Annotated in this window: 26 protein-coding genes and 2 pseudogenes; 15 read left to right on the plus strand and 13 right to left on the minus strand. The window is 46.5% G+C overall.

The window, feature by feature from the left end:
• The first annotated feature begins 13 nt into the window (after nucleotides 1-13).
• Both PUN35_RS08795 and PUN35_RS08800 read left to right on the plus strand, forming a co-directional pair.
• Nucleotides 14-463 carry a GNAT family N-acetyltransferase gene (locus PUN35_RS08795; RefSeq protein WP_014479413.1) on the plus strand — a complete coding sequence of 150 codons (450 nt, stop codon included), beginning with the start codon at nucleotides 14-16 and terminating at the stop codon, nucleotides 461-463.
• 4 nt (nucleotides 464-467) lie between these two features.
• A pseudogene (locus PUN35_RS08800) lies at nucleotides 468-905 on the plus strand (GNAT family N-acetyltransferase); the annotation flags it as partial.
• 3 nt (nucleotides 906-908) lie between these two features.
• Here PUN35_RS08800 and PUN35_RS08805 read toward each other — a convergent pair.
• Nucleotides 909-1,715: an alpha/beta fold hydrolase gene (locus PUN35_RS08805; protein ID WP_014479411.1), complete on the minus strand. Its 807-nt coding sequence runs from the start codon at nucleotides 1,713-1,715 to the stop codon at nucleotides 909-911.
• Nucleotides 1,716-1,920: 205 nt separating this feature from the next.
• On the opposite strand from PUN35_RS08805, the gene PUN35_RS08810 reads away from it, so the two are divergent.
• The gene (locus tag PUN35_RS08810) at nucleotides 1,921-2,559 is read left to right on the plus strand and encodes a pentapeptide repeat-containing protein (RefSeq protein WP_014479410.1); all 639 of its coding nucleotides are present in this window, start codon (nucleotides 1,921-1,923) and stop codon (nucleotides 2,557-2,559) included.
• A gap of 7 nt (nucleotides 2,560-2,566) precedes the next feature.
• Here the strand turns inward: PUN35_RS08810 and PUN35_RS08815 are convergent, their stop codons facing one another.
• Nucleotides 2,567-4,021, minus strand: coding sequence for an aminotransferase-like domain-containing protein (locus tag PUN35_RS08815; protein ID WP_031600355.1), 1,455 nt, complete (start codon nucleotides 4,019-4,021; stop codon nucleotides 2,567-2,569).
• 66 nt (nucleotides 4,022-4,087) lie between these two features.
• On the opposite strand from PUN35_RS08815, the gene PUN35_RS08820 reads away from it, so the two are divergent.
• Complete coding sequence (locus tag PUN35_RS08820) at nucleotides 4,088-4,750, plus strand: LysE family transporter (RefSeq protein WP_015252394.1); 663 nt, start codon at nucleotides 4,088-4,090, stop codon at nucleotides 4,748-4,750.
• Nucleotides 4,751-4,799: 49 nt separating this feature from the next.
• Nucleotides 4,800-5,309 carry a DinB family protein gene (locus PUN35_RS08825; protein WP_026113686.1) on the plus strand — a complete coding sequence of 170 codons (510 nt, stop codon included), beginning with the start codon at nucleotides 4,800-4,802 and terminating at the stop codon, nucleotides 5,307-5,309.
• Between the two features lie 49 nt (nucleotides 5,310-5,358).
• Here PUN35_RS08825 and iolX read toward each other — a convergent pair whose 3' ends face one another.
• From iolX to PUN35_RS08840, 3 genes are all read right to left on the minus strand, one after another.
• Nucleotides 5,359-6,387 carry a scyllo-inositol 2-dehydrogenase gene (iolX, locus tag PUN35_RS08830; protein ID WP_014479406.1) on the minus strand — a complete coding sequence of 343 codons (1,029 nt, stop codon included), beginning with the start codon at nucleotides 6,385-6,387 and terminating at the stop codon, nucleotides 5,359-5,361.
• A gap of 208 nt (nucleotides 6,388-6,595) precedes the next feature.
• Complete coding sequence (gene degA, locus PUN35_RS08835; RefSeq protein WP_014479404.1) at nucleotides 6,596-7,609, minus strand: transcriptional regulator DegA; 1,014 nt, start codon at nucleotides 7,607-7,609, stop codon at nucleotides 6,596-6,598.
• Between the two features lie 17 nt (nucleotides 7,610-7,626).
• Nucleotides 7,627-8,490, minus strand: a complete 864-nt coding sequence (locus tag PUN35_RS08840) for an AraC family transcriptional regulator (RefSeq protein WP_014479403.1) — start codon at nucleotides 8,488-8,490, stop codon at nucleotides 7,627-7,629.
• Between the two features lie 123 nt (nucleotides 8,491-8,613).
• Between PUN35_RS08840 and PUN35_RS08845 the strand changes: the two genes are divergently transcribed.
• On the plus strand, nucleotides 8,614-9,981 hold the full coding sequence (locus tag PUN35_RS08845) for an MATE family efflux transporter (protein WP_014479402.1): 1,368 nt from the start codon (nucleotides 8,614-8,616) through the stop codon (nucleotides 9,979-9,981).
• Between the two features lie 27 nt (nucleotides 9,982-10,008).
• Here the strand turns inward: PUN35_RS08845 and PUN35_RS08850 are convergent.
• Together PUN35_RS08850 and asnB are read right to left on the minus strand one after the other, a co-directional pair.
• Nucleotides 10,009-10,838: pseudogene (locus tag PUN35_RS08850) on the minus strand (phytoene/squalene synthase family protein).
• Between the two features lie 81 nt (nucleotides 10,839-10,919).
• On the minus strand, nucleotides 10,920-12,764 hold the full coding sequence (gene asnB, locus PUN35_RS08855) for an asparagine synthase (glutamine-hydrolyzing) (protein ID WP_014479400.1): 1,845 nt from the start codon (nucleotides 12,762-12,764) through the stop codon (nucleotides 10,920-10,922).
• A gap of 145 nt (nucleotides 12,765-12,909) precedes the next feature.
• Between asnB and PUN35_RS08860 the strand changes: the two genes are divergently transcribed.
• Nucleotides 12,910-13,491 carry a DUF2777 domain-containing protein gene (locus tag PUN35_RS08860; protein ID WP_072592592.1) on the plus strand — a complete coding sequence of 194 codons (582 nt, stop codon included), beginning with the start codon at nucleotides 12,910-12,912 and terminating at the stop codon, nucleotides 13,489-13,491.
• A gap of 30 nt (nucleotides 13,492-13,521) precedes the next feature.
• Here the strand turns inward: PUN35_RS08860 and wprA are convergent, their stop codons facing one another.
• From wprA to PUN35_RS08875, 3 genes are all read right to left on the minus strand, one after another.
• A complete protein-coding gene (gene wprA, locus PUN35_RS08865; protein WP_014479398.1) occupies nucleotides 13,522-16,206 on the minus strand; it encodes a cell wall-associated protease WprA in 2,685 nt (894 codons plus the stop codon).
• Nucleotides 16,207-16,373: 167 nt separating this feature from the next.
• Complete coding sequence (locus tag PUN35_RS08870) at nucleotides 16,374-16,730, minus strand: YisL family protein (RefSeq protein ID WP_014479397.1); 357 nt, start codon at nucleotides 16,728-16,730, stop codon at nucleotides 16,374-16,376.
• Nucleotides 16,731-16,845: 115 nt separating this feature from the next.
• Nucleotides 16,846-17,751, minus strand: coding sequence for a fumarylacetoacetate hydrolase family protein (locus PUN35_RS08875; protein ID WP_003245441.1), 906 nt, complete (start codon nucleotides 17,749-17,751; stop codon nucleotides 16,846-16,848).
• A 154-nt stretch (nucleotides 17,752-17,905) separates the two neighbouring features.
• Between PUN35_RS08875 and PUN35_RS08880 the strand changes: the two genes are divergently transcribed.
• From PUN35_RS08880 to PUN35_RS08915, 8 genes are all read left to right on the plus strand, one after another.
• Nucleotides 17,906-18,829 (plus strand): CotH kinase family protein, encoded by a 924-nt coding sequence (locus tag PUN35_RS08880; RefSeq protein WP_014479396.1) that lies wholly within the window; start codon nucleotides 17,906-17,908, stop codon nucleotides 18,827-18,829.
• 145 nt (nucleotides 18,830-18,974) lie between these two features.
• Nucleotides 18,975-19,145: an aspartyl-phosphate phosphatase YisI gene (gene yisI, locus PUN35_RS08885; protein ID WP_003233086.1), complete on the plus strand. Its 171-nt coding sequence runs from the start codon at nucleotides 18,975-18,977 to the stop codon at nucleotides 19,143-19,145.
• A gap of 422 nt (nucleotides 19,146-19,567) precedes the next feature.
• Complete coding sequence (locus PUN35_RS08890) at nucleotides 19,568-19,789, plus strand: spore germination protein (RefSeq protein WP_014479394.1); 222 nt, start codon at nucleotides 19,568-19,570, stop codon at nucleotides 19,787-19,789.
• A 14-nt stretch (nucleotides 19,790-19,803) separates the two neighbouring features.
• Nucleotides 19,804-20,037, plus strand: coding sequence for a spore germination protein GerPB (gene gerPB, locus PUN35_RS08895; protein WP_003233090.1), 234 nt, complete (start codon nucleotides 19,804-19,806; stop codon nucleotides 20,035-20,037).
• A 23-nt stretch (nucleotides 20,038-20,060) separates the two neighbouring features.
• Nucleotides 20,061-20,678: a spore germination protein GerPC gene (locus PUN35_RS08900; protein WP_014479393.1), complete on the plus strand. Its 618-nt coding sequence runs from the start codon at nucleotides 20,061-20,063 to the stop codon at nucleotides 20,676-20,678.
• A complete protein-coding gene (gene gerPD / locus PUN35_RS08905) occupies nucleotides 20,675-20,851 on the plus strand; it encodes a spore germination protein GerPD (protein ID WP_014479392.1) in 177 nt (58 codons plus the stop codon). The genes PUN35_RS08900 and gerPD overlap by 4 nt, the downstream gene beginning before the upstream one ends.
• Nucleotides 20,851-21,252 (plus strand): spore germination protein GerPE, encoded by a 402-nt coding sequence (locus PUN35_RS08910; RefSeq protein ID WP_032725362.1) that lies wholly within the window; start codon nucleotides 20,851-20,853, stop codon nucleotides 21,250-21,252. The genes gerPD and PUN35_RS08910 overlap by 1 nt, the downstream gene beginning before the upstream one ends.
• Nucleotides 21,253-21,283: 31 nt before the next feature.
• Complete coding sequence (locus PUN35_RS08915; protein WP_003233096.1) at nucleotides 21,284-21,502, plus strand: spore germination protein; 219 nt, start codon at nucleotides 21,284-21,286, stop codon at nucleotides 21,500-21,502.
• A 36-nt stretch (nucleotides 21,503-21,538) separates the two neighbouring features.
• Here the strand turns inward: PUN35_RS08915 and hlpB are convergent, their stop codons facing one another.
• Genes hlpB through sbcD form a run of 3 tightly spaced genes read right to left on the minus strand, consistent with a single transcriptional unit; the run spans nucleotide 21,539 to nucleotide 26,419 of the window.
• Entirely contained in the window at nucleotides 21,539-21,841 is a 303-nt protein-coding gene (gene hlpB / locus PUN35_RS08920) for an HNH nuclease-like protein HlpB (RefSeq protein WP_003233097.1), read from the minus strand.
• A gap of 13 nt (nucleotides 21,842-21,854) precedes the next feature.
• Nucleotides 21,855-25,247: an exonuclease subunit SbcC gene (sbcC, locus tag PUN35_RS08925; protein WP_014479391.1), complete on the minus strand. Its 3,393-nt coding sequence runs from the start codon at nucleotides 25,245-25,247 to the stop codon at nucleotides 21,855-21,857.
• The gene (gene sbcD / locus PUN35_RS08930) at nucleotides 25,244-26,419 is read right to left on the minus strand and encodes an exonuclease subunit SbcD (RefSeq protein WP_014479390.1); all 1,176 of its coding nucleotides are present in this window, start codon (nucleotides 26,417-26,419) and stop codon (nucleotides 25,244-25,246) included. The genes sbcC and sbcD overlap by 4 nt, the downstream gene beginning before the upstream one ends.
• Between the last annotated feature and the right edge of the window lie 31 nt (nucleotides 26,420-26,450).

Genomic DNA, 26,450 nt, shown 5'->3' on the forward strand with positions numbered 1-26,450 from the left:
GAGGAGGAACATTATGCTCGAAGTCAAAACCATTTCCGCGGAAGATACGTATGAAATCCGGCACCGCATTCTGCGTCCCCATCAATCCATTGAACAATGCAAATATGAAGAGGATCATGCAAAAGGCTCCTTTCATCTCGGCGCGTTTTTTGAAGGAAAGCTGATCAGCATCGCCTCTTTTTCCCCGCAAATTCAGCCATTAATAACAGAATCCCCAGCATATCGGCTGAGAGGCATGGCAACGCTTGTAGGATATCGCGATCAAAAAGGCGGGAGCACGCTGATCAAACACTCGGAAGAGAAACTGGCGGAGAACGGCGTTCAGGCGGTCTGGTGCAATGCCAGAAGCCATGTGAAAGGCTACTATTCAAAACTTGGGTGGGAAGAACTCGGCGAACCGTTTGAGATTCCCGGCATAGGCACTCATATTGTCATGTACAAAACACTAGGAACAAGCAGGTGATCTTATGGATGTAGTGGATGAGCTGATTGAGCTTCATGAAGAACATGTTTCCGGCTTATTGCGGCTTTGCAGGCAAGCCGGGTGGCCGGATTACGGCGAACAAGAGCTGGCACTGCTTGTCCAGCAAGGACGCTTTTTCGGCTATCAAAATGTCAGCGGTGATATTATTTCCTGCATCGGCTTGTTTTTGTTTGGCCGTCTTGCTTCTATCGGCCTCGTTATCGTTGACAAGGAATATCAACGGCTCGGTCTCGGCCGGCGTATGGTAAACGCCTGTATCACCCAAACGGATGAAAACACCGCCATCAGGCTTTGCGCCACAAAAGAAGGTTTGCCGCTTTATGAAAAAGCAGGTTTTCATACGGCTGGTTCAGTGCGAAAGTACAGCTGTCACAGTTTTCAACCTTATACAAAAAAGCTTGATTCTCAAATGTCGGGTTTTTTCTTATGAGTTGGAGAACTGCGCAATCAAACTGTTGATCTTCTCTTTTTCCTCATAAAATGCTCCGTGCCCGCTGTTTGCAAACGGAACCAATTCCGACTGTTTGATGCCGCGCTTCAACTCTTTCGCAAAATCAAACGGCGCAATTTTATCCTTTCTCCCGTGCAGGATCAGCGTCGGCACCTTGATTGCAGCAAGTTCCTTCCTGAGATCTTCGTCTCTTAATGCGATGCCCGAGTGGATCGTCCCGTAGGAGGAAGCCTCCAGCATCAGATTGAGAAACCACTGCCTAAGCTCTGGAGACACTTTTTTCTCAAAAAACTGTTTCCCTAAATCAGCCAGTGTTTTGGGCCGATCCGTTTTGAACAATTCAATCATATCGTCAATATCCTGCTTCCTCATCCCGTACGGATAACCCGGGCGTTTTGTAAACGCGGGGGCCGCTGCAGACAGTAAAATCAGCTTATCAATATCGGCTCCTTCATGCCTTGCCATATAACGAATTGCAATGGCGCCGCCCATTGAAAAACCGGCGAGAATCGCATTCTCAAGCTGCAGCGTATAAATGACTGCTTTCACATCATCGGCCATCGTGTCATAATCGTAGCCTTCCCAAGGGCGGTCAGATTGCCCATATCCCCGCAAATCAACGCCGATAAAACGAAATCCCCTTTTCGGAAGCTCATTCATTTGATATTCAAACATCTTATGATTCAACGGCCACCCGTGCAAAAAGATGATCGGCCTTCCATGTCCGATATCCTCTACAAACAGTGTCACATGCTCCTCGGTTTTGATGTAATGCCCCATTCCGCATTCCTCCTGTTCCCTTTGGCTTTCCCGGCCTGTAAACGCCTTGACGTATAGGAATCTTTCCATTTATGCTTACAAAACAAGCGGGCTGCTATACCAAGAAAAGGCTCTTCACGATTTACTATATGTATCAATTTCCTTAACGATCTATTAAATTGAACCCGGAAGCCTCTGTTTTTCGGGCAGCAAAGGATGTCATCACATGAATAAAATCGCAATTCAAAAACCAAACATACCAGAAAACCTGCAAACCGCAGATTTTCATGATGCCGTGACGCAGGATGATGTAATCAGCATGCATTTGTTTGAAGATTGTACCATCTGCGGCGAAGATATCGAAAGACTCTGTGTTGAAAAAACGGTATTCAGAAATGTCGTCTTTATCGATGTGTCTTTTCGGCATATTGAACTGACCGATGTGATCTTTGAAAAGTGCGATTTATCAAACGCCGATTTCAGCGGGGCTGTCATTCACAGAACTTCAGTTAAGCAGTCAAAAATGGTTGGAATGAATGTGGCGGAAGCAACGCTTCGGAATGTTTCATTCGAGGAATGCCACGGACATTTCAGCTCATTTTCGTATTCAAATATGAAACAAGTTCGATTTGATCATTGTGCTCTTATGCAAAGTGAATGCAGCAATACGGTGCTCCAGCAGACACACTTTGACGGATGCGAATTGGAAGGCGCCAGCTTTACCGGCACATCCCTTCAAAACATGGACATCAGCACGTGCCGTTTTGAACAGCTTCATGTCTCCCTCGACAAATTGAAAGGCTGCAAAATCGCACCTGAGCATGCGATTGCCTTCGCCAGGGCACTGGGAGCTGTCATCGTATAACCAAAGCCTAGGACATCATCAGGCGGCGTGCTGTTTCAGCTGCCGCTTTAATGCCAGTTTCCAAATCTCCAAGAGATGCATAGGAATATGACAGCCTGATGCTGTTTCGGTCTTCACCGTCATAAATATAGCCGGGATTCACAAGCACCTGCCGTTTCAGCAATCCATAAAAGAAACGGCTAACAGGCAGGTTTTTGTGAAATGTCACCCAAATATAAAAGCCGCCTGCGGGAATCCGCCACGTGGCAATGTCCCCGGCATACCGCTCGAGAAAATGAACGGCGGCGTCTCTCCTTTCTTTAAGCTTCCTGCGTACCCAAGTCAGATGCTCTTCATAATACCCCTGTGACAGCCACTCGGCAGCCGCCCACTGGGACAGGCCGCTTGATCCGTAGTCTGTCTGCATTTTAATGTCCGCCAACCTTTCAATAACCGGCTCCGGACCGGCAAGCCAGCCGATTCGCAGGCCGGGGCTAACCGTTTTTGAAAACGTGCCCAGATACAGAATATTGCCCTCATGATCCATTGCTTTCAACGGCTGCGGAGGTTTTTCTTCAAACCATAAATCACCGTACGCATCATCCTCAATGATGGGCAGCTGCTCTTTTTTTGACAGGCTGATGATCTCTTTCCTTCGCTGCTCTGACATGACTGTGCCTGTCGGATTATGAAACGACGGAATCGTGTAAAGCAGCTGTCCTCCATATTGTTTTCGATTAGAAGAAACAAGCCCCGCTTTGACCCCTTCATCATCCATCGGCAAGCCGCGAAGCCGCATCCCAGCTGATTGAAATACATGCAAGGATTGAAGGTAGGACGGCTTCTCCGTCAAAATGACAGAATCTCGTTTTAAAAGTCCAATTGAGATGAGCTGAAGTGCCTGAAGTGCACCGGACACAATTAAAATTGCAGACGGTGACACATGGATCTTCTTTCCTTTTAAATGGTCGGCCACTGCCTCCCGCAGCTGACGGTTTCCTTTCGGCTGCTCATATCCTAAAGACAGGGCGCCCGGATTGATTTGCTGAAACATCCGTCCAATTGTGTCAGCAGGCACAAGATCCGGTGATAGTTCTCCAGTTCCTAATCTGATGATATCCGCTCTTGGTTCGTTCTGATTAATAGCTTGAATGATGGAAGAATTGGCGCGATGAATGCCCGAACGGACGTAATCGCTCCAATCAAGCGGTGGCTCAGCCGCCAGCACGCTCCAAGTACTGTTTACAACCTTCGTACCGCCGCCTCTTCTTCCCTCTAACAAGCCTTGAGACGTGAGTTCATCTATAGCTGCTGTGACTGTGCTGCGGTTGACTTGAAACATGTCGGCCAGCGTTCTCTGTGAGGGGATTTTCGTCCCTACAGCCCACTCTCCGTGAAGAATCTTGTCTTTCATATATTGTTCGATCTGCCGATGCAGCGGAATATCCGACTTTCGGCTTGGCTGCCATTGCGACAAGGTCATGCCCCCCTTTTTTACACATTATACATTTGGCTGGTTTCTAACCCAACCAAATGGCTGGAGACTTTAGTGACAATCTCTCTTATGATTGAAAAAAAATGTGAAAGGAGCTTTTTCAGCATGAATGCAATCATTCACGGAATTGTGCTCGCGTTTGGCTTAATTTTGCCGCTGGGAGTGCAGAATGTGTTTATTTTTCAGCAAGGCGCGTGGCAAAAGCATATTTGGCGGGCTCTCCCAGCTGTCATCAGTGCTTCAGTCTGCGATACCCTGTTAATCGTATTAGCCGTTGCGGGCGTATCTGTCATTGTGCAGGAGCTGCCTGTGTTTGAGACAGTCATGATGGCCGGCGGATTTTTATTTTTGCTTTATATGGGCTGGGTGACTTGGAACAGCCGTCCGAACACAAGCCAAAACGAGAAACATACGTTCACACCAAAAAAGCAAGCTGCGTTTGCGGCCGCTGTTTCTCTTTTAAACCCGCATGCCATTCTGGACACGATCGGCGTCATCGGCACGAGCTCTCTTCAATATTCGGGGCTTGAGAAATGGCTCTTTATGGCCGCCTGCATCGCTGTGTCTTGGATTTGGTTCATCAGCCTTGCAATAGCGGGTCGGTTGTTTCAGACGATAGATACGAGCGGCAGGCTTATGCTGATCGTAAACAAATGCTCTGCAGCGGTAATGTGGGCAGCGGCAGGATATTTTGGGGTGTCACTCTTTTGCAATTGAAAGAGAAACAGATGAAAAAAACGAATTTCTTAGAAAAGGGGGCATGCTGATGACTGATGCAAAACAGTTTTATGACTATCATTCTTGGGCAAACAAGAAAATATTTACCCATATCGAAAACCTGCCGGAGGAAACTGCCTATCAAGAAGTAAAGAGCGTATTTCCTTCTGTCAGCGACGTGCTGCTTCATATGTGCAGGGCTGACTACATTTGGCTGAATGTTCTTTCGGGAGTGGCCTACCAAGAGATTATAGACAGCGCAGGCAAATTAGAGTCCGCGCAAGGTAATATGGCAGCGATTAAACAGCACGCTGCCGAGCTGGAGTCACAGTATCATGATTTCTTCAGCCGCCAGACGAACTTAGAACAGACCTTCACAATGCAACATCCGAAACTAGGTACACTGGAATCAACCTATGCAGACACCATCCTGCATGTCGTCAATCACGGCACTTACCACAGAGGGAACGTAACCGCCATGCTGAGACAGCTGGGCCATTCAGGCGTACCTACTGATTATATGTACTATTTATATGAGAAAAGAGAAAGCAAGGGCTAAAATGTCCTTGCTTTTTTTGCGGAAAGCCTCAAATGCAACATTTTAGCTTTTACATACCTGTATAAGCACGCTTCACATCTAGCTGTACCGGCCTGCCGCTTCGAAAGGAATTGGTTGCTGCGATGCCCACTTCTAAATTGATCGTCGCATCAATATCAGTCACAATCGGTGTTTTTCCATTCCGGACACACTCGGCGAAATGCTGAAGCTCCAAGCAGTAGGCTTCATGAAAACGAGTTTGAAAGTCTGGAATGATATCAAAACTGCTCCCTTTAGCCGATAGGATGGTCACATGTTGATGTCTCAATGTCCCTATGAAAATACTGCCCTCTGTCCCGATCACCTCCGCCCGGATGTCATGTCCGTATGGAGAGGTTCTGCTTGCCTCGACGTCCCCCGCTGCGCCGGAGTCAAATTCAATATACGTCAGTGCCTGATCCACATCGCCATACTGCTCCATAAACGGATTGTTCAGAATCCTGCCGTGTCCTGAAACAGAAGTGATTTCCGCCCCTAGCAAATAACGGGCAATATCATAGTCATGGATGGAACAGTCGATGAAAATTCCACCGCTGTGTTTGATAAATTCTGCGGGAGGCGCGCCTTGGTCGCGCGTAAAGCCTTTATAATAGATAGGTTTGCCGATTTCTCCAGCGTCGATCCGCCGTTTGGCATCTGCGTATGCGGGATCGAATCGTCTCATAAAGCCGACTTGGCAGATGACACCTGTCTCTTTCACTTTTTCAGAAACTGCTCTTGATTCCTCAAGGCTTAATGTCAGCGGTTTTTCAACGAAGATCTGTTTGCCGTTCTCGGCTGCTTTGATGATCATATCACCATGTGTGCTTGTCGGCGTTACGATAATGACAGCATCAATGCCGGGATCTTCTAACACTTCATACGGGTCCTCTGACCATTTTTCGATACCGAATTCTCTGGCAACCTGCTCTGCTCTCCCTTTTAACGGATCACTGACACTAACCAGCTTTGCCCCCGGTACACTGGTGACGAGATTTTTCGCATGATAATAACCCAGCCTTCCTAGCCCTAATACTGCGCACCTTACTTGATGTTCCACGTCCCATCCTCTCCTTTATCTCATTTCAGGCTCGCCTTTGGAAAGCGCTTTCTTTTAACAGCTAAAAAAACAGCGGTTCTATCCGCTCTGCCATTTTGCGCAAGCGCTTTCTCAAAAGATGGTTTCATTTTACACTGCCTTTGGTTTACACGCAATATGTTTTTTTGGCTTCAACTGTCATAATGAAAAAACCCGCTCATTAGCGGGCTCATGTGTTGAGCGGTGATGTAGAATGTCTGACTACAAGCTCAGGCGGAAGCACTATTTTTTGTTTCGCCTTTCGTTTTCCCTCTATTGCTTCTGCCAGCAGTTCGATGACGCTCCGCCCCATCTCTTTTATCGGCTGGGCTACGGTTGTCAGGGGCGGAGCCGCCATTTCTGCGAGTATCGTATTATCAAAACCAATGATAGAAAGATCATCCGGCACTTTTATGCCTCTTATTCTCGCAACTTGTATGGCGGCACAAGCCAATACGTCGTTGAAGGCAAAAATAGCAGTCGGAGCGTTCCTGTCGAGCAATTTTCCCGCTTCTTCCTTGCCGCTTTCCAAGTAAAACCGCGTTTGGATGATAAGTGATTCATCAATGGGCACGCCCGCTTCCTCCATCGCCTGACGGAAGCCTTTGATTCTATTTTTTTCGCCTGTCGTTGACCCGTCTCCGATAATGCAGGCGATGTTCGTGTGGCCGAGTGACAGAAGATGCTTGGCAGCCACATATCCGCCACGAACGTCATCTATCACAACAATATCCATCGGAAGAAGCGGCTTATCCTGAGAAATCATGGCAATCGGAATGTGTTCACTGGCGATTTCCTCCAAAGCAGACATACTGTCATGGCTTTCAATCCCTGTTGCAAAAATAATGCCATCCACCTTTTTCTGTTTCAGCACAGAAAAATACTTTGTTTCTTTTTTCGGATCGTAATCGGTGCTGCAAATCAACATTTGAAAACCGAGCTCATCCGCTCTTTCCTCAATGCTTTTGGCCAGTTCGCCGTAAAACGGATTTGAAATATCAGGCGCCACGAGAGCAATCATATTCGTTCGTTTTCCCGTTAAAGCCGCGGCGTGAACATTGGGCGTGTATGCCATTTCATTCATGACATTCATGACCTTCTGCCGTGTTTTATCGCTGATTCTCCCCGTATTGTTTATCACACGGGACACAGTTGTGATCGAGACACCCGCCGCCTTTGCCACATCGTAAATTGTTGTTTTCATGTTCATCCCTCGTCTGGTTATTGAACTTTCCGGCTGACAATTTTCCGGTATTCAATTGGTGAAATGCCTTCTATCTGCTTAAAGAGTTTTGAAAAGTATGTCGGATCTTCCATTCCGACCGTTTCCGCAATAACGCCCATTTTATCATTTGTAGAGGATAAAAGACGCTTCGCTTCCGTCATTCTCACCCGGTTCGTGTATTGTGCCGGAGTTACGCCGAGCACCTGCTGCATACAGCGGCTCACATAATCCTGATGGTAGTGAAGGGCGAGCGACAGATCCTTGATTGTCGTCTTTTCCTTATAGTGCTCCTGTAAGTACCGGGCCGCCTCCCAGGCTACCCGCTCTTTCGCAGACGGTATTTGGAACGCTTCTTTTTGAAGATGCAGCATCAGCTCCGCAAATAAAATTTGCTTTCTGAGCGGCAAATCAGAGTTTTCCGCAGAGTAATCGATCAGCTTTTCAAACTGCTGCGCCATAAACTGCGGGCGCTGCACCTTGCCTTTTCTCGGCAAGGCCAATCCGTAGCGGGCCGGCTCTTCGAAGCTCCCTTTTTCCTGCTGAAGCTCAGACCAGTTGCTGCCTCCCTTTGCCGTAAATTCATATCGATGTTCATCGAAGTGAAGCCAATAGTAGGAGGTTGCTTCATCACTGCCCTTCGTCCCGTAGTGTTCAAGACCGGGAGAAAGCAAGATGTACTCGCCGCCTTCAACAGAAAACGATGTTTCATTTTCCGTTATATATAACGTTCCCTGTTTGACATATATCAGATCAAACACGGAGAATACACGTTTCACATGGGTTTCTCCTTTTTTAAAAACCCCTTCCCCAGCTGCGATAAATACCGGAAAAGGCGGGACTGTAAACAGGATGCGAGGCATTTGAATCATCCTCCTTTTTAAGTCGGATTTTTACAAGAAGTATCGTTTCTATCCCTTTTTATTATAAGGAAATGGAGGTACACTTTAAAACGTTGATTTTATTTACGAAAGGGGTTAGACACTATGAAACAAGCTGTCTTCAAATCAACTGCTTTGAAAAAACCCGCTGACAAAACGTTCTCATTATTTTCGCTTACTTGGCCGATCTTTATTGAGGTCTCATTATATATGTTTATGGGTAATGCCGATACACTGATGCTCAGCCAATACTCGGATAACAGCGTGGCAGCAGTCGGCGTCAGCAACCAGATTTTAAATTTAATTATCGTGATGTTCAGCTTTATCGCAACAGGAACGACCGTTATCATTTCACAATTTCTAGGCTCACGGCAAAAGAAAGAAGCCATGGAAGTCGCTTATGTGTCAATCGGCGCCAACTTCTTCATCAGCCTGGCCATTAGCGCCATCGTCTTTTTCGCGGCTGTCCCTCTGCTTCATATGATGGGATTATCAGACGCACTGATGCCTGATGCGAAAGTCTTTTTACAAGTTGTCGGAGGTCTGTCCTTTATTCAGGCTTTAATCATGACATTCAGCGCGATCTTAAAAAGCTATGGCTATACAAAAGATACAATGTTTGTCACTATCGGCATGAACATTTTAAACATTGCCGGAAACTTTGTTGTGATTTTTGGTTTGTTCGGCTTTCCTGTTCTCGGCGTTGCCGGTGTGGCCATGTCCACATCTATCGCCCGCGTCATCGGATTAATCGCGATGATTGTGATTGTCAACAAACGCATTCAGCTGAAGATGTCGCTGAAAAAAGTCTTTCATATGCATAAAGAACATTTGCGCAAGCTGCTGAAAATCGGCATTCCTTCTGCGGGAGAGCAGCTTTCATACAACCTTTCGCAAATGATTGTCACGTATTTTATCGCGATCATGGGCGCGCAGGCGTTGACAACAAAAGTGTATACGCAAAATATTACGATGTTTATTTTGCTGTTCGGCACTGCGATCAGCCAGGGTACACAAATCTTAATCGGCCGTTATATCGGCGGCAAACAATTTGATGCCGCTTATGAGCGCTGCATGAAGAGCTTATATTGGGCACTCGGAATTGCTGCGGCTACCTCTGTTTTGATGACGATCTTTTCAAAAGACCTGATCGGACTCTTCACACAAAGCCCTGACATTATAGCAACTGCAAGCCTATTGATTGCCATGACCATTATCCTTGAACCAGGCCGCTCGTTTAATGTCATTATCATTAACTCTCTGCGGGCCGCGGGGGATGCGAAATTCCCGGTTTACATGGCGATGATTTCAATGTGGGGCATTGGCCTCCCGCTTGCTTATCTTTTTGGCATCCACCTCGGTTTCGGTCTTGCCGGTATTTGGATTTCTTTTATCGCGGATGAATGGGTCCGGGGAATCTTAATGTACAGAAGATGGCGCTCACGTATCTGGATTCAAAAAGGTATGGCGTAACACCCGGCTCAATCAAGGCCGGGTTTTTTAGATATCAGAGAGAATCTGCTTCACTTCGGTCTCTGTGAGAGCGAAGTGAAGTTGAAATACATCGTGCTGCTTCGCCCGGATTTTTTCTAAAACAGCCCGGTACAAATGAAGAGCAGCTTTCACCGTTTTTTGAGAATACTGCGGAAATAGCGGCAAGGCATCCTGACACTCTTCAAGGTAGGCTTCCGCTTCAAAAGCGATATACTCCCACGTCATTGTGAACGCCTTATTTACGGTGCCTTTTTGGAGATCAGCCTCTGTATAGCCGAATTGCTGCATTACTTCCCGAGGGATACGGCTTTTTTGCTGTTGGCCAGTGCCGATATCTCTCAGAATCCGAATCAGCTGAATCGCTAAACCGAGAGAACCGGCTGCATGTGTCAGCTGTTCCTGATGCCGGCGCGCCATAATCGGGAGCAGCATCAATCCGGCTGCGCCGCCTGTCTGGTATGCGTGCATGAGCAATTCATCAAGGTTTCCAAACGGTTTATCTTCCGCTTTCTGTGCGGCAATGAACTCACGGAATGGCTTGCTGTCCAGTGTAAAGGTTTGGTACGCATGGCCGAAAGCCTTCCACAAAAAATGATTCCCGTTATACGTACCGGAAAAAACATCTTCCGCCTCCGCTTCAATGGCAGATAACGCCTTCTCATCCGCATTGGCTGCCGTATGGCAAAACGCCATAACCGCCCAAGCTGCCTGCCTTTGCTTCAGCGGAAGAAACGAAAATGCTTTGTAACAGGCTGGTTCGCGGGCGCTGACGATCTGGCCGCATTGCTGATAGGCTTCTTTTATCTCTTTCATTTCTGTTCACTCCTATGTATCACTGCTTCTTCAAGTCTATTATGTTTTCTCGCAATTGTATATGAAGAAAAAGCCGATTCCTTTGAGCAGAATCGGCTTTTTCTTTATCCTTCATCAATATCAATGCGATACGCTTCAAACCATGTATGAATTTGAGCAAGATGGGCGATCAGCTGAGGTCCCTTCATGAGCTGTCCGAACCACGGCACCTTGAAGGAGGAGCCTTCCGTTTCTAAAAGCTGATCTAATTGTTTTCTGTCCAGCAAGGTATGGAGCACGGAGTCCTTTTGGCTTCTGATCGTTTTCAGCCATTCGCTGACGCCTTTTGTATATTCCGGATGATGTGTTTTCGGATACGGGCTTTTTTTGCGATACAGAATGTCATCAGGCAAAATACCTTCAAGCGCTTTGCGTAAAATGCCTTTTTCCCGATTATCATGCATTTTCATTTCCCACGGAATATTCCAAACATATTCCACAAGCCGGTGATCGGCGAACGGCACCCGCACTTCCAGGCTCGCCCCCATGCTCATGCGATCCTTCCGATCCAAAAGGTTCGTCATAAACCAAAGCATATTTAAATAGAACAGCTGTCTTCTTGCTTTATCCACACCCGTTTCACCATCTAATAATGGCGTTTCTGCCAAGGTTTCTTCATATTTGGCATTTACGTATTCTTTCAGATTCAATTTTTTCTGCCATGAGTCAGAAAGCAGCTTGATCCGCTCCTCCGTTGATCTCATCCATGGAAAGCCAGACTCAACATCTGCCGTATGGAACCACGGGTACCCGCCGAAAATCTCATCCGCGCACTCTCCCGATAGGCTGACGACAAAGTCCTTTTTGATTTCCCGGCAAAACCACAGCAGGGATGAGTCGACATCCGCCATTCCCGGCAAGTCTTTGACCAGTACAGCTTCCTCCAAATGATCAATGAGATCTTTTTGGCTGATGACGCATTTGTGGTGCGTTGTGCCGAAAGCCTCTGTCATTTTTTCAATCCATGGTCCGTCATCATTCGGCTGAAAAGCGCTTGCTTGAAAAAATTTATCGTTCTCTTCGTAATCAATCGAATAAGTATGAAGCGGTGCTTTTCCTTCCTTTTCAAAATGGCCCGCCGCAATCGCTGTAATTGCGCTTGAGTCCAGACCGCCTGATAGGAATGTGCAAACAGGCACATCCGACACAAGCTGCCGCGTCACCGCGTCCTGAAATAACGATCTGACATTGGCAACCGTGTCATCAAAACTGTCCGTATGTTTTTCGCTTTCAACATTCCAATAACGCCAAATATTAAGTCCGTCTTTGGAAAATGTCAGCGCATGAGCCGGGCGGATTTCTTTTATACCTTTAAATATGCCAGTGCCCGGGGTTCTGGACGGTCCAAGACCGAAAATTTCAGAAAGTCCCGTTCTGTCCACTCGCGCTTTTATATCAGGGTGCGCGAGGATTGCTTTGATTTCCGACCCGAAGAGAAATGAAGAGCCTTCCTTCGTGTAAAAAAACGGCTTTACACCGAGACGGTCTCTCGCGGCAAACAGCAGATTACGCTTTTCATCCCACACAGCGAAAGCGAATATGCCATTGAGATGGTCGACACAGTCTTCCTGCCACTCGATGTAGCTGTGCAGAAGCACCTCGGTATCTGACGTACGCTCGAATTGATGGCCCCGCGCCCGCAATTCTTTGCGCAAATCTTCCGTGTTATACAGCTCGCCATTGTAAATAATGGTGTACGTATCCCCTTTATAGGTACACGCCATCGGCTGGCGTCCTCCTTCAATATCAACAACTGCAAGTCTTTTATGTCCGAATAAAACATGGTGCTCCCCCCAAACGTTTGAATCATCAGGCCCTCGTTTGGAAAGAGTGTCTGTCATTCTGTCCATCGTTTGTTTTTCCTGGACGAGCTGCTTTTTAAAATCGACCCAACCCGTAATTCCACACATGTGACATCAGCTCCAATCCCGTTTCTTTCGTAACAATTTCGTTTCTTTCAGCACCTTAGTAAGTTTATGCATCTATAGGCAGATAGTTGATTTGTCCATAAAAGAGTTGTATGGGACAGGCTTGAATTGGAAAGAAAAGAGAGGAATGAAGAAAAAGGAGACAGCATGGATGAAACGGAAACAATTGTTATATACAGAGGAACGAAAATGGGAATACGGCACCATCCTCATCGAAGACGGCGTCTGTTTAATCGAAAACGGAGAAGGTGATATACTTTTGGCGGACACTCTCCAACACAGCCCAATCTGGGTCCATCATAAAGGAAAGTGGGAGCAAGCCGGCTTCCAGGATCAATTGGTTCTGGCATGCGGTGAAGAAAACATCTCCCTTTCCGGGGGAGAACGCATCCGCTATGAGAAATCAGTCAAGCGGCCGCTCATGGCGCTTTTGGATTCGCTTGACGACGAAACCTTTCTCGCATTTCTGCAGCACTTGCACAGCTTCGGCTTATCGGTATTCGATTGCGTCTTTTCTTATAATAAAGGAGTCTTTTCGAATACTTCGGCGGGGCAGGGTGTGTCCTTTTATCACTTTTCAAATGACACCGCACAATGCGCGATGCAGCATCACTACAGCAACGAAGGGACAGGAGACCGTTTTGAATGGACGGCTTCAAACGGAAAGCGATCCATTATGTATTCAGCAGTCCAACGGGGGCGCAAATAAAAAAGCGGTGCATCGAGCACCGCTTTTTGGTTACTTTTCAACAACAACTTTTGCTTCCTTGCTTTCTTTTTTATCTGTATCCGCAGCCGTGACGTACAGCACCGTTCCGGCTTTTTGTTTTTTGATTTTCACCGAAAACGTTCCTTTTGCGTCAGCTTTGGCAGAAGCAATGACTTTCTTTGATTTGTTTTTCACTCTGATCATCGCTTTGCTGTTTGCCTTCCCTTTTACTGCCGTATCCTTCGTTTTCACCGCGTTTACTTTCGGTGTGCCGGAAGGTTTTCCTTTGACGACGACAACTTTATACGATGTTTTCGCATCGCCTTTTGTTGCTTTCACATACAGTACTTGATCCTGTTTTTGAGGCGCGATATTAACCTTGAACGCATTGTCTTTTCCGGCTTTGGCGCTGCCGAGTTTCTTTTTGCCGTTCATCACCTCGATAAGTGTGCCTTCCTTCGCGTTTCCTCTGACAGCTGTTTGAGTGCTTTCCAGCTTGTTGACCTTAAGCTGTAAATCAGCTGCGCTGACAGCCTTCATGACGTTCAGCCGCCCGTAGCCTGAATGCCAGTCTACACCAGGTGTCTTCGGAATTTCAATCGGATCGCCATAATCGTCATACAACTCTTCTTCTCCGCCATCGACACTTTCAAAGGAAATATCATCTGCCGTCTTTTTCAACATATCCTCAACTTCTGTTCTTTTCAGCTTAGGATTTTGAGCAAACAGCAATCCTGCAGCAGCGGCAGCATACGGCGTCGCCATAGACGTTCCGCTCATGTACGTGACATTTCCGTTCGGCACTAAGCTCGGGATATCAGACCCTGGAGCAGAGATGTCCAGACCTTTTCCATAGTTAGAGAAATCAGCGGTCATATCCATGCGGTTCGTTGCGCCGACTGACATCACATATTTAGAAGATGCAGGATAAGATAAGGCATTTTCTCCATCATTCCCGCTGGCTGCGGCAATCAAGACATTTTTGTCAGCTGCGTACTTCAAAGCAAATTCAAGCACGCGGCTGTAGCCTCCGCCTAAACTTAAATTAATCACCTTTGCTCCTTTGTCAGCAGCATATTTGATGCCGAGAGCAATTTGTTCAGTATCTCCGGAACCTGCGGAATCAAGCACTTTTACAGGGATGATTTTTGCTTTGGCATTCAATCCAGTCATTGAATAGCCGTTATCGCTTTGGGCCGCAATAATGCCTGCGACATGCGTCCCATGCCCCTGATCATCCATTGCATTGTTATTCCGTCCGACAAAATTGTGTCCGAGATCTGTTCTTACTTTTCCTTTTAAATCGGCAAGCGTGCTGTCAACGCCTGTGTCTACTACTGCAATGAGTGTATCGTTAAGCTTGCGTTTGGACAGCAATGTGTTGGCAGGCTCATATTTCACATCCGCATTTTTGACACCGCCGTTTTCACCGTTGTTTTTAAGCGGCCATTGATAAGGGTACTGAATGTCGTTTGCCAGGCTTTTGTATTCCTGCACGGGTTCCGCAAACTCTACATTGGACATCTTGGATAGTGTCGCAGCAGCGCTTTTGACCCTTTTGGCGCTTGCCGTATATGCGCCGTTCTGTTTCTCGTCTTTCGGAAGTTCAAATGAATACAGATTGTCAAACAGTTTCTTTGCCTTTTTCACATTGGATATGTCTTTTTTCGATTGCGCGCTTGCAGAAAAGCCCTTCATTTCATTATGTACGGATGAGAGGCTTTTATTGTCCTTTACCTTGAAAATAACCTTTGTTGTCTGAACTTCACTTTTTGCTGCAATATTGTTTTCTGTTAAAATGGCTCCGGCTGTTTTGCCTTGCAGCTGCTTCATATTTAGTCGGTCCGCTTGTTTCTTTATCTCCTCTTTAAGGAATGACGGGACTGATTGTAAAGCTTTATCATATAGCCGGTTGATTGCTTTTTGATCCTTTTCAGTGACCTTATACGAAGATGATGCTCCGTTTTCTGACACATCGTCAAATAACGGCTTTAATGTCACAAGATCCTGATAGATTTCATTTCTTGCTGTTTTATTGAGTGCGAGTTTTGCAACGATAAACGGTGCTGCTTTGTAATAAAGACTTGTCAGTTCTTTGCCTTCTGCTGTTTGGCTCAGCTGCTCATCACGAATCGCTCTCAACTTATCCAGGATGCCTTTTCCTGATTTCTTCTGATCGACACTCATTTCAACCGGACAAGCTTCTTCCTCTTCTAAATCTGACGGCTGTTTTTTGGTGCCTTTATACCCAATCGTATACTTGGCTTCTGCAGCTGCTTCTGCCGTTCCGTCGTCCTCTGGCTCTTCTTCTCCGAGGTATTCAACTTTTACATAGTAAGGGCCGCTCCACGCGTATGGAAAAATGACTTCGCTTTTTCCATCGTCCGCTGTGAAAGAACGGTACATCTCAAACGTTTCATCTTTAAGCGCTTTTTCCTTACTTGGATATACAGATACATTCAATACTGAATCACTCTTTACGGTCAGTGCCATATGTGAGTGTTTCTGAATTTCCGTTGCTCCCGGGGTCACTTTGTACCATTTCACCTGTTCCGGCTCCTTCATGGCGCCTGTCTGCTCTTTGCCGTTTTCCAGAGCAGCCGCCTGATCGATCGCGCCGGCCGCTGCGGCTTTGGTTCCCGGAGAAAAAAGGCTGAAAATCAGTGCAAAAATAAGCACTGCCGCCACAACCGAGCTTAATTTTCTGCGTTTCATGTTATCCCTCCTGCAAAATAATGAATCTCCTTGAAGGTATCATAATTTCATAGGACGAGATACCGCTTACAGGGAATTTTAAGGTTATTTTAAATGATTTGGAATATGAGGGGATAAATATAAAAAAACCCAGCTCTATCAAAGAGCCGGGTTCATAGGTTTTTCTATTAAAACAATTGAAAACCAATTGGCAAATGCAGACCGAGCAGCACTGTCAGCAAAAGGACAATGACGAAGCCGATCCACAGGCCTCCTGTTGATTTTTCTTTTTTCTTGCGGATGAGGAGCATTTCCATCAGGCCGATGGTGATAATGCCCAGAATCATTTTGCCGGCGTATTCTCCGTTCCAGTTGGCGAAACGGACAAACAGCTCAGCTCCTGTCAAAATAATAAGGATATAGAATAACCGCAGAATCATATGAGTGATTTTTGCGCCCTTTGCACTTCCTGACGAATACAGCGAGTAGCTGACGAAAAGCAGAATCAGCGCTACCACCCATGTCGTAATATGTAGGTGTGTCATATATGTTCCCCCTATCAGATAAATTACCCCACTTATAGTACCATGAACTTGTCCTCTGTCACAAAGATGATTATCAGAAAAAACGGGCGGGTCCGGGTCCGCCCTCCAGTTTTATTCAGCCAATTTGGTTTGACAGCGTTCCGATCGGATCAATTGTAATATCAATTTTGTCACCTGACCGCAAGAATTTTGGAGGCGTAAACCCCTTGCCGACACCAGACGGCGTACCGGTGGCAATAATGTCGCCCGCTTCAAGCGTCATCCCCTTTGAGAGGGTTTCAATTAATTCCGGAATGGAAAAGATCATATCGCTTGCCGAACCGGATTGGCGCAGCTCGCCGTTGACTCTTGTTTCAACCTTGAGGCGCTCTGGCTCCTGAATAGATGATTTATGTACAAGCACGGGCCCCATCGGACATGTCGTATCCAAGCTTTTTCCGATAAAAAACTGCTTATGCCTTTTTTGCAGATCACGCGCCGTGATATCATTCACAATCGTATATCCGAAAACATGGTCATATGCATCTTCTTTTGAAATGCGAGTCCCGCTTTTTCCGATCACGACAGCAAGTTCTCCCTCATAATCAAGCTGAGAGGTAACCTCTTCATGGCTCTTTACGATATCACCATGCCCCGTAACCGTTACCGGCGATTTTGTAAATACCATCGGATGCTCCGGAATATCAGCCTCGCTCCCCATTTCAATCGCGTGATCCCGGTAGTTTTTGCCGATGCAGATGATATTTTTTGATGGCTTCGGAATGGGTGCATGAAGCTTCACCTCAGATAATGAATACATAAATGATCCCAGCTCATCATTCGGTTTCTTTGCCCACTCGGCCAGCTGCCTTGCATGCGCAACGAATTTATCCCCTTCTGCGATACATTCAATCAGCGATCCCGGAATCGTCTCAAGTTCAAACAGTTTTTTTTCAGCCTTCTGCAAATCCATAATTTTCTCATCGTCAATGATCAGGCCGACAAACATTCGGTTGTAAAGTTCCCCTGTCGCAAATTTCATGTTATTCCTCCATCATCTTTTAAATCAGAATGCTCCTTCATGTATTCTCTGTCGAATGCTGAAATCCCTTTTTCTCAATTCCGTTTTCATTTCGTTTCAGGACGGGCTTGCTCTACATATCATACAAATGTCGTTTTGAGAAGGAGGAAAGAATATGGAGCGCGTGCATTTATTTTTTCATCGGGAGCAGCTGAAAAGGAAAGGTACAGCCAAGGGGCTTTTCGTAACAGATCGATCTGTTTCTCCCATTCTTCTCACACAGCGTGACAGAGCGGAAAAGGCATCCTATGAAATCAGCTGGGAAAAGTCTCTGCTTGGTGAAAGGACACTTTTTTTGAATGCAGAACAGGATGATCCGTCCCTGATGCGGCGCAGACTCGCCTATTGTTTTTTTGACCAGATCGGCGTACCTGCTCCCGCTGCCTCGTACAGCTTTCTGACCATCAATGGCCAGCCTGAAGGCATTTATTTGAACATCAAGAACCATCAGCCAGCCGGTAAAAGGAGTTACGGAGTGAAGACGGCCGATCCAAGGGTTCCATTGTCCCTTTTTAACAATGATTTCTCGGCATTCTTACATGAATTTTTCATACTGATCCGCACAGCCGGAGATGACGAATTGGCTGAAAGGATTAAATTGTATCTGGATGTCAAGCTGTTTTTTTTGTGGCTGATCGGCAACGCCTGCACCAATCAAGGCTTTTACTACACATTTTGTTTAAACGAATCCGGTCGGCTTTACGTTTCCCCGATGGAGACAAGATCGCTTGCCGTACAAGAATGGTATGAAGAAGACCCGCTTCTGACAAAAGGAAAGACGCTTTCGTCAAGGCTTCTATCCATTCCCGCCTTCAGGTCGCAATATCACACCTTAATGAAAAACGTGCTGAAGCGGTCGTTTACTATTGAACGATTATCTCCTCTCATCAACGAATGGCACCTTGACATTTGTCAAAGTGCTGCTGATGATCCTTTTATCAAAAAAAGCCCCTTTCAAATCGAAAAGGAGCAGACCAACATACTTAGAGAAATTGAGGAACGGCAGGACTTTTTGCAAGCACACTTAGCAAGACTTTAGTCCTTTCTCCATTAAAAAAGGCCGCAGCAAAAATTGTCGCTTTTTTAGTCAAATTGACGAAAGGCAACCTTTTGAGCCAAAATAGGTTATACTAACGATATCCTGTATTTATATCAAAATAAAATCTAGAATTGGAGATAGCGTAATGAACAGTAAAATTGAAGAAATGAGGATCACACTAATTGAAACCGCACAAAAATACGGCATGAATTCAAAAGAAACGATTCAATGCAGCCAAGAGCTGGATATCCTGCTGAATACCCGGATTAAAGAAGAAATGATTTTTGGGAGATATCTTGAAAACTCCCGTATGTAAATCATTTTCTATAACAATTAGAATACACCACATGTAACTCCGATTTTTGCTCAGCACTTCTGGGATATACCTCAGGGCGAGAATGTGCCCGCCCAAAAATCGAATACCGCAGCACGACATACTCCAAAAAGCATTCTACACGCAAAAACACCAAAGAAATAAACAAAAATCACCATAGGCGGATAGCGGCATCCTTCGCCGCATTTCCGCTCAATTTATACCCAACATCCTCTTTTGCCATGTTTAAACATAACGGCCCGAAAAAATAAAACGCTTTCATCAAGAGCCGATATGTCCCCTTTAAATTTCTCTCACACATATGTGCGTTTGTCATAAGCTATCGTGAATAGCCCAATTGAAATCAGAATTGTCATTTCACTTTACCTGTCTTTTTTCAATTTTTCAACAAAGGATGTGCTCGTATGCCGGCCATTGTCGGAGCGTTTAAAATTAATGCGATTGGTACGAGCGGAGTCGTTCACATCGGGGACTGCATTACGATTTCTCCTCAGGCTCAGGTCAGAACGTTTGCCGGTGCTGGCAGCTTTAATACCGGCGACAGCCTCAAGGTGATGAATTATCAAAACACGACGAATGTGTATGACAATGATGCGGTTGATCAGCCGATCGTGGCCAATGCGTAAAAGGAGTGAGGCTCATGAACTTCTATATTAATCAAACCATTCAAATCAACTATCTCCGGCTGGAATCAATCAGCAACTCCTCCATTCTGCAAATCGGGAGCGCCGGATCAATCAAGTCTTTGTCAAATTTGTATAATACAGGAAGCTATGTAGAACCGGCACCAGAAGTTTCTGGCTCAGGGCAACCGCTCCAGCTGCAGGAGCCCGACACAGGTTCATTGGTCCCGCTCCAGCCTCCTGGCCGTTAATCATATGAAAGAGGTGAAAGAACATGTATGATCAATCTGTTTCCTCTTACCTGCAAAACTTGAATTCCTTCGTTCAGCAGCAGGCGATTCACATTCAGCAGCTCGAACGTCAGCTGAAAGAGATTCAAACTGAAATGAATACGATGAAACAGCGGCCGGCCACTACCATTGAGCGTGTGGAGTATAAATTTGATCAGCTGAAAATCGAAAGGCTCGACGGGACTTTGAATATCGGCTTAAATCCTACTGACCCGAACAGCGTCCAAAACTTTGAAGTCAGCCAGTCGACACCGCAAATCGGGATGATGCAGCAGGAAGAGAGCGCTCAGCTCATGCAGCAGATCCGCCAGAATGTCGACATGTACTTAACCGAGGAAATCCCAGATATTTTGGAACAGCTTGAAAACCAATATGACAGCAGACTTGACGATACAAACAGACATCATGTTATTGAAGACATCAGAAAACAAATGGACAGCCGAATCCATTATTATATGTCCCATATCAAAAAAGAAGAACATACACCGCCTGCACAATATGCAGAACATATCGCTGAGCATGTGAAGCGTGATGTCATCCGCGCTGTAGAACACTTTCTGGAGCATATTCCATCAGAAATGAAAGGAGATGAGCAAGCATGATCTTTACAGTCATCAACCGCAGCTTGGAAGTCGGGGACATCCGGATGAACGGTGTGTCCAGTTCCTCCGTTTTCCACATCGGAGACACTGAATCCATCTACCTGTCTTCTATTTTTGATACACCGCCTGAATCTCTTATTATCGGGCCGTTTGTTCCGATTGCGCCAGAATAATGCTTAAACGCATATCACGCATCAGACTAGTTAAGTTTAATTCCCTCGGGATCGCAAGTGTGTTTCAAGTTGGCGACACAAATGAAATCGATATGAGTGTAAAAGTATTTGCTGTTCAGCGTTCTCTGTCCACGTTTTACAATAATGAAGGCTCATTTAACAAAAAGGAGTACCAGATCTTTCAGCAGCAGGCAGTGAAGCCGATTCCCGAAACAGGTGTACAAAGCGCATTTTGCCACGAGGTGCCGGCTATTTATGTTCGCAGCATCAAAATTCAAGGGGTGTCCGCCTCTTCTGTTTTACATGCTGGTTCAGCTTCGCTTATCCGCGGTGATGCGAGAATCAAACATATCAGACAGATTCAGTCTCCGCGCTCACAATCGCCCGCCAAGAACATATAATAAACAGAGACTTCGATAAAGGGTGTCGTTTATGCCAGCAATTGTCGGGCCTATAGCTATCAATTCCATATCGGGCGGAGTCGTAAACTTTGGTGATTCCTTTTACCTTTCTCCGAAAAGCTCTTCAAAATCTGCGCTCGGTTCGGGAGCAGGAAACACGGGAGATTTCCTTCTATTAAATAATGCAGTCAACGCGACAAATTATATAGACCCCGATGTCAACGATCAGGATATGGTTGGAAACGGATAAAAGCAGCCGCTCTGCAAAGAGAGGGCTGCTTTTTAGTCATTTTTTCTTTTTTCGTTCATTTGATTTCTTTGTTTTGATCAGCTTCTCAGGCGGCTGTTTTCTGATCCATTTGACAAACCGGGCAAGCTCTGGATCGCTTCTGAGTTCAGCCATTCCATTTAAACGTACAGCGAGCTCTTGATTGGTATATAAGGCATGAATCTGTTTATGACAAGGAATACAGAGCATCGCTGTCGGCAAAAACGTTCCGCCTTCCTCTTTCGGTGTGAGATGATGCTCTGTCAGCTGGACATCGCTCCGGCCGCACAGCTCACATATTCCGGCAGTCTGCTTTGCCATATCCGCTCCTCCCTTACATCAACTCAAGTGATACCCGCGTACCGCGGCCGCTCGGTTCAGCCGGATGGACGATCAGCTTTTTCGGAAGCCGTGCACGCAGTTCCTGCACATGGCTGATGACACCGACAGCCAGATTGTCTGACTGAAGTTTTTCCAAGGCCGTTACAACCGTATCAAGCAGATCTTGATCCAGTGTGCCGAAGCCTTCATCTAAGAAAAAGAACTGCAGCGGGTATTCCCCCCGAAGCTGAATCTGCGCAGACAGCGCAAGAGCAAGTGAAAGCGAGGTGAGGAAGGTCTCTCCTCCAGACAAACTGGAAACCGGGCGTCGTACGCCTCCATTCGCGTCATCCCGCATCACGAAGCCGCCTTCTGAGTCTACTTCGATGGCATAGCGCTGTCTTGTCAGCATACTGAGTCTTGCTGAAGCGTCCCTCGCAACGCTTTCAAGCTGCTCCTCAGCTAAAAATTCGACGAAGGTATTGCCTTTAAACACAGCTTGCAGCTTGTCCAGCCTGTCGATATGCGTCTGCCATTTTTTCAGTTCAGCTTCAATTTCATTAAACCGTTTATGATGGTCGCGAATGACAGCCAGTGCTTTTGCTGCCGCGCCTTTTTCCTCAATAGCAGCGCCAAATGCGTCCTCAGCTTCTTGTAATGCTGCAACGGTTTCGTTCCATTCGCTCTCTGATAATGCTCTGCCGGCAAGTATCTCTGCTACTCGTTTTAAGTTTGCAGCATTTTGCTTCAGTTTATCCATAAACTGGTCTATGCCGGTTTTCATCTTTTCAAGTTCATCGGCTGGGATGAGACTTTGTTCAACCTCCTCAGTCCGGGTAATGGAGGTGTTTTTTGTATGCTCAAGCCAAGCAGCTTTTGCTTTTTCCAATCTGCCCTTCGCCTCTTGAAGAGTGAGCTCGCTTGCCGAAGCGCGGCTTTTCGCCTGGTTGAGCTTCATTTGGGCGCTTTGCAGTTCTTCATATAAAGATTGTTCTTTTTCCTTTAACAGCTTTAGATCCTGCTGGACAGAGCGGAGTTTGATTTGAATCGAATCTCCTTTTGCATAATCTCCGAGTTCGTGCTCATAATCAGCTATCACGCTCTTGATGCGTTCAGCCGCATAATGAAGCTCCAGCTTTTCCCGTTCAAGCCGGTGTCCCGATTCCCGCAGTTTTTCCTTTTGTGCTTCATGCTCAGCAAGAAACGCGATACTCTTCTCAATTCGTTTTTCACATTCTTCTGCAGCCCGGTCCTTTTCTTCAATGGCTTGCTGCCATTTTTCTGCTTCGTCCACAGATTGATTCTGAAATGCTTCTTTAAACATGTTCAGACTGCTGTCCATTGAGGATTGAAGCTCGCTGATGATGCTTTCAATACGGTCAGCTTCTCTTTTTTCAAAACCGATTTTTTCATTAAGCTGCTCGGCCTTTTTTAAAGATTCCTGATAGGCGCCGATCATTTGTGCCATTCGTGTCTTAACAGAAAGAATGTCCTGCTTGATTCGTTTCCATTCGAATTTGACAGTTTCAAATGCTTCATACACCGGCTGATTTTCGAAGGAAGCTGCCGCTTCAAGGTTCTGCGCTTGAATTGTCTGCAAAAACGGACACTGTTCAATAAAGCGCGCGGACTGTTCTTCAAGCGTAATTTTGGCTGAAAGAATCTCCTGGCTGAGAGCTGCAGCTTCCGTCAATAACACATCTGTCCGTTTAATGTCCTCTTCAAGATGGCTGTCGGCTTCATATGTTTCATGTACTGAGGCAGATGGATCATGATCGGTTGAACCGCATACCGGGCAAGGCTTACCGGCAGTCAGCTTTTGGGCTAACTCTTTTGTCAGCAGTGCCACCCTTGCTTTTTCACGCTGTAAGTGAAGCGTGTGTTGGCTCTTTCTAGTCTCTTCCGTCATACGTGTTAATGAGCGTTCCGTTTCGCACACCAAATGGTACACAGTTTGTACAGCCTCATATGCCTGAATGATGTTGTTTTCTTCCGCTTCCGTCTTTTGAACGAGTGTATTCTTCTCTTCATTCATCTTCTGCAGCACGAGGTTCAATTCTTCACTTCGTTTTTTCTCTTTTTTGATTTGCTCCTCGGTTTGTCTGATGCGCAATGCCATTTCTGCAGCCTGATGGCAGCTTTTTCGCTCATTGGATGTCACCTGCAGGGATTTGAGCTGCTGTTTCAATTCTGTCTGTCTGTTTTGCCCTCGTGTCAGGCGGTCTGTTACCGTCTCCAATTCATTCATGACAGATTGAAGAGCCTCTTCTTTCTGCCGAAGGTCAGCCTTTTTGCGCTCTTCCTCTTGCTTGGCCTCACTCAGTTTGATTTCGATTTCCTGCAAGCGTGAAAGCTGTTCCTGCTCTGTTAAAAGCTCAGGCTCTTTCTCGCTTTTATGCTGGCGCCACGCTTCATACTCTTCATGTTTTTGCTGAAAGAAAGCTGTCCGGTCTGCTAAATCCTTTTGGGCTAGCGTTTGTTCCTTTTCAGCTTGCTCCTCATGCTGGATCGCTTCTGCGTACCGGTCCGCATAGGGCTTAAGGGCTGCTGCTGTTTCTGCTTCCAGCAGGCGTTTTTGCATGCTGTCTATATGCGACTGTTCTTCTGCGAGACGTTTTTCCTCTTCTTCATAAGCGGATTTTTCCTTTTGGACATTCCATATCTCCTGATGCTCTGTAAACCGCTCCTTCGCCTGATCACGGTTCTTCCTCATCGCTTCCAGCCGGGCTTCAGCTTGTTCGAGAGCCTTTTCAGCCTGCTCCACTGCCTCTGAGCTCGCCTCACCGAGACCGGACTGTTCAGCAAGCATTTCATTTTTTCTCGCATTGGCTTCCTGCGCCTGCCGTCTCAGCTTTTTCACAAGCCTGTCTCCATATTGCTCCAAATTAAATAAACGCTGAAGCATATGCCTGCGCTCTGCCCCTTTTAAAGACAGAAATTCAGCAAATTTCCCTTGGGGCAGCACCACCGCTCTCGTAAAATCGTCGATCGTCAGCCCTAAGAGCTCCTCAACTCTTTTATTCACTTCGCTGGCTTTATCAGCCAGCACCGTATGCTCGTCCTTGATTTCGATGAAGCGGCAAAGTGCCGTTTTTACCTTCATTTCATCCGTTCTCTTAAACACACGCTCGACTTTGTATGAGATTTGGTGATTCGTCTGAAGCGCAAAGGTAAAGGAAACAGACAGCGTATCTTCCGCCTGGTTTAAGATACCGTGCGTATTATTCGCCGCCCGTTCCACCTTTCCGTATAAAGCAAGCGTCATTGCGTCGAGAATAGAGGATTTACCGCTTCCTGTCGGGCCGAAAATGCCGAAAACACCAGCACCGGAAAGGCCTTCAAAATCTATCGTCTGCTCCTCTCTAAAGCTGTGGAGCCCCTTAATGCTTAAGGCGATCGGCTTCATTTCGCATCCTCCTCTTCAACGCCTGATGCAAGCTCTAAAAACAGCTTCACCATTTCTTCATCCGGCACCGCACCGCCAGTTTGTTTTTCATAAAATTTCTTAAAGCGGTCCTCGATTGAGACATGTTTAACCTCGATCCGTTCCCGGTCTTTGTTCCGTTCTTCAAAAACCGGCCTGATATGGATAAAGCCCGGGTGCGCCTTCCGCAGCCTGTGAATCTCTTCAAGTGACAGCTGGTCCGCGACACGGATTTCCAGGTCAATCCAAGCATTCTGATCTCTGTCTTCATCCAGCCAGCTGTACACCTCACTCAATCCATTTGCCGCTTTCCACTTCACAAGTGGCTTGCCGCTTGATAATAACACCTCTTGCCAAGTGGCCTCTTCCCCAGGCTTTGCGTCCACAATCGTCACTGATTTAGCGTAGCCCGCTTCAGAAAAGCTGTAGGCGAGCGGAGATCCTGAATAACGCGCAAGCGTCCGCGCCCGCTTGATCGTTTGCGGGCGATGCAAATGGCCGAGCGCAACGTAAGCGGCATCTGCCGGCAGGCTTTCAGCAGCCACCGTGTATGCACCGCCGACTTCAATCGGCCGCTCTGAATCGGTTTGGTTTCCGCCTGCCACATAAATATGGCTGGCGGCAATCTTCACTGCATCGTTCCGGAACCGGCTTGTCATATGCTCAAACGCCTGCCTGATTTTCACATCATAGTGATCACGGAGCAGCTTTTCATCAAACGTATCGGATAGCACTTCATTTAACCGCGCTTCAGATGGGTACGCCAGCGCTCCAACCGCCAAAAGCTCTCCTGCTGAAGGCACTTCAATATGAATCGGCTCTGTTGTCGGATAACCGATTAAATGAATGCCGTTTTCATGTGTCAGCGGTGAAGCGGCGGACAAACGGTCAGGATTATCGTGGTTTCCGGCAATGACGACGATCGGGCGCTTTCCTCTGTCGCTAAGCGCAGACAGGCTTTCATAAAACAGCTGCTCGGCTAAAGCTGGCGGGTTTACGGTGTCAAATGCATCCCCCGCCATTACAATGGCATCGATCTGCTCATCCTTTACAATCGTATTTATTTCATCCAGCACATCGGCCTGTTCACTCAGCCTGCTTCTTCCTTCAAGCGTTTTTCCAAGATGCCAGTCAGCCGTATGTAAAATCCGCAAATGCTTTCACCTCTCTTTTATATAGAAAACG

Origin of the sequence: Bacillus sp. N3378-2at, assembly GCF_033412715.1 — a bacterium.
GTDB classification, from domain to species: domain Bacteria; phylum Bacillota; class Bacilli; order Bacillales; family Bacillaceae; genus Bacillus; species Bacillus subtilis.

Bases quoted from the DNA above. Each gene is read 5' to 3' on its own strand.
- PUN35_RS08795 (WP_014479413.1), top strand. From the start codon at position 14: ATGCTCGAAGTCAAAACCATTTCCGCGGAAGATACGTATGAAATCCGG.
- PUN35_RS08805 (WP_014479411.1), bottom strand. From the start codon at position 1,715: ATGGGGCATTACATCAAAACCGAGGAGCATGTGACACTGTTTGTAGAG.
- PUN35_RS08810 (WP_014479410.1), top strand. From the start codon at position 1,921: ATGAATAAAATCGCAATTCAAAAACCAAACATACCAGAAAACCTGCAA.
- PUN35_RS08815 (WP_031600355.1), bottom strand. From the start codon at position 4,021: ATGACCTTGTCGCAATGGCAGCCAAGCCGAAAGTCGGATATTCCGCTG.
- PUN35_RS08825 (WP_026113686.1), top strand. From the start codon at position 4,800: ATGACTGATGCAAAACAGTTTTATGACTATCATTCTTGGGCAAACAAG.
- degA (WP_014479404.1), bottom strand. From the start codon at position 7,609: ATGAAAACAACAATTTACGATGTGGCAAAGGCGGCGGGTGTCTCGATC.
- PUN35_RS08840 (WP_014479403.1), bottom strand. From the start codon at position 8,490: ATGCCTCGCATCCTGTTTACAGTCCCGCCTTTTCCGGTATTTATCGCA.
- PUN35_RS08845 (WP_014479402.1), top strand. From the start codon at position 8,614: ATGAAACAAGCTGTCTTCAAATCAACTGCTTTGAAAAAACCCGCTGAC.
- asnB (WP_014479400.1), bottom strand. From the start codon at position 12,764: ATGTGTGGAATTACGGGTTGGGTCGATTTTAAAAAGCAGCTCGTCCAG.
- PUN35_RS08860 (WP_072592592.1), top strand. From the start codon at position 12,910: ATGAAGAAAAAGGAGACAGCATGGATGAAACGGAAACAATTGTTATAT.
- wprA (WP_014479398.1), bottom strand. From the start codon at position 16,206: ATGAAACGCAGAAAATTAAGCTCGGTTGTGGCGGCAGTGCTTATTTTT.
- PUN35_RS08870 (WP_014479397.1), bottom strand. From the start codon at position 16,730: ATGACACACCTACATATTACGACATGGGTGGTAGCGCTGATTCTGCTT.
- PUN35_RS08875 (WP_003245441.1), bottom strand. From the start codon at position 17,751: ATGAAATTTGCGACAGGGGAACTTTACAACCGAATGTTTGTCGGCCTG.
- PUN35_RS08880 (WP_014479396.1), top strand. From the start codon at position 17,906: ATGGAGCGCGTGCATTTATTTTTTCATCGGGAGCAGCTGAAAAGGAAA.
- yisI (WP_003233086.1), top strand. From the start codon at position 18,975: ATGAACAGTAAAATTGAAGAAATGAGGATCACACTAATTGAAACCGCA.
- PUN35_RS08890 (WP_014479394.1), top strand. From the start codon at position 19,568: ATGCCGGCCATTGTCGGAGCGTTTAAAATTAATGCGATTGGTACGAGC.
- gerPB (WP_003233090.1), top strand. From the start codon at position 19,804: ATGAACTTCTATATTAATCAAACCATTCAAATCAACTATCTCCGGCTG.
- PUN35_RS08900 (WP_014479393.1), top strand. From the start codon at position 20,061: ATGTATGATCAATCTGTTTCCTCTTACCTGCAAAACTTGAATTCCTTC.
- gerPD (WP_014479392.1), top strand. From the start codon at position 20,675: ATGATCTTTACAGTCATCAACCGCAGCTTGGAAGTCGGGGACATCCGG.
- PUN35_RS08910 (WP_032725362.1), top strand. From the start codon at position 20,851: ATGCTTAAACGCATATCACGCATCAGACTAGTTAAGTTTAATTCCCTC.
- PUN35_RS08915 (WP_003233096.1), top strand. From the start codon at position 21,284: ATGCCAGCAATTGTCGGGCCTATAGCTATCAATTCCATATCGGGCGGA.
- hlpB (WP_003233097.1), bottom strand. From the start codon at position 21,841: ATGGCAAAGCAGACTGCCGGAATATGTGAGCTGTGCGGCCGGAGCGAT.
- sbcC (WP_014479391.1), bottom strand. From the start codon at position 25,247: ATGAAGCCGATCGCCTTAAGCATTAAGGGGCTCCACAGCTTTAGAGAG.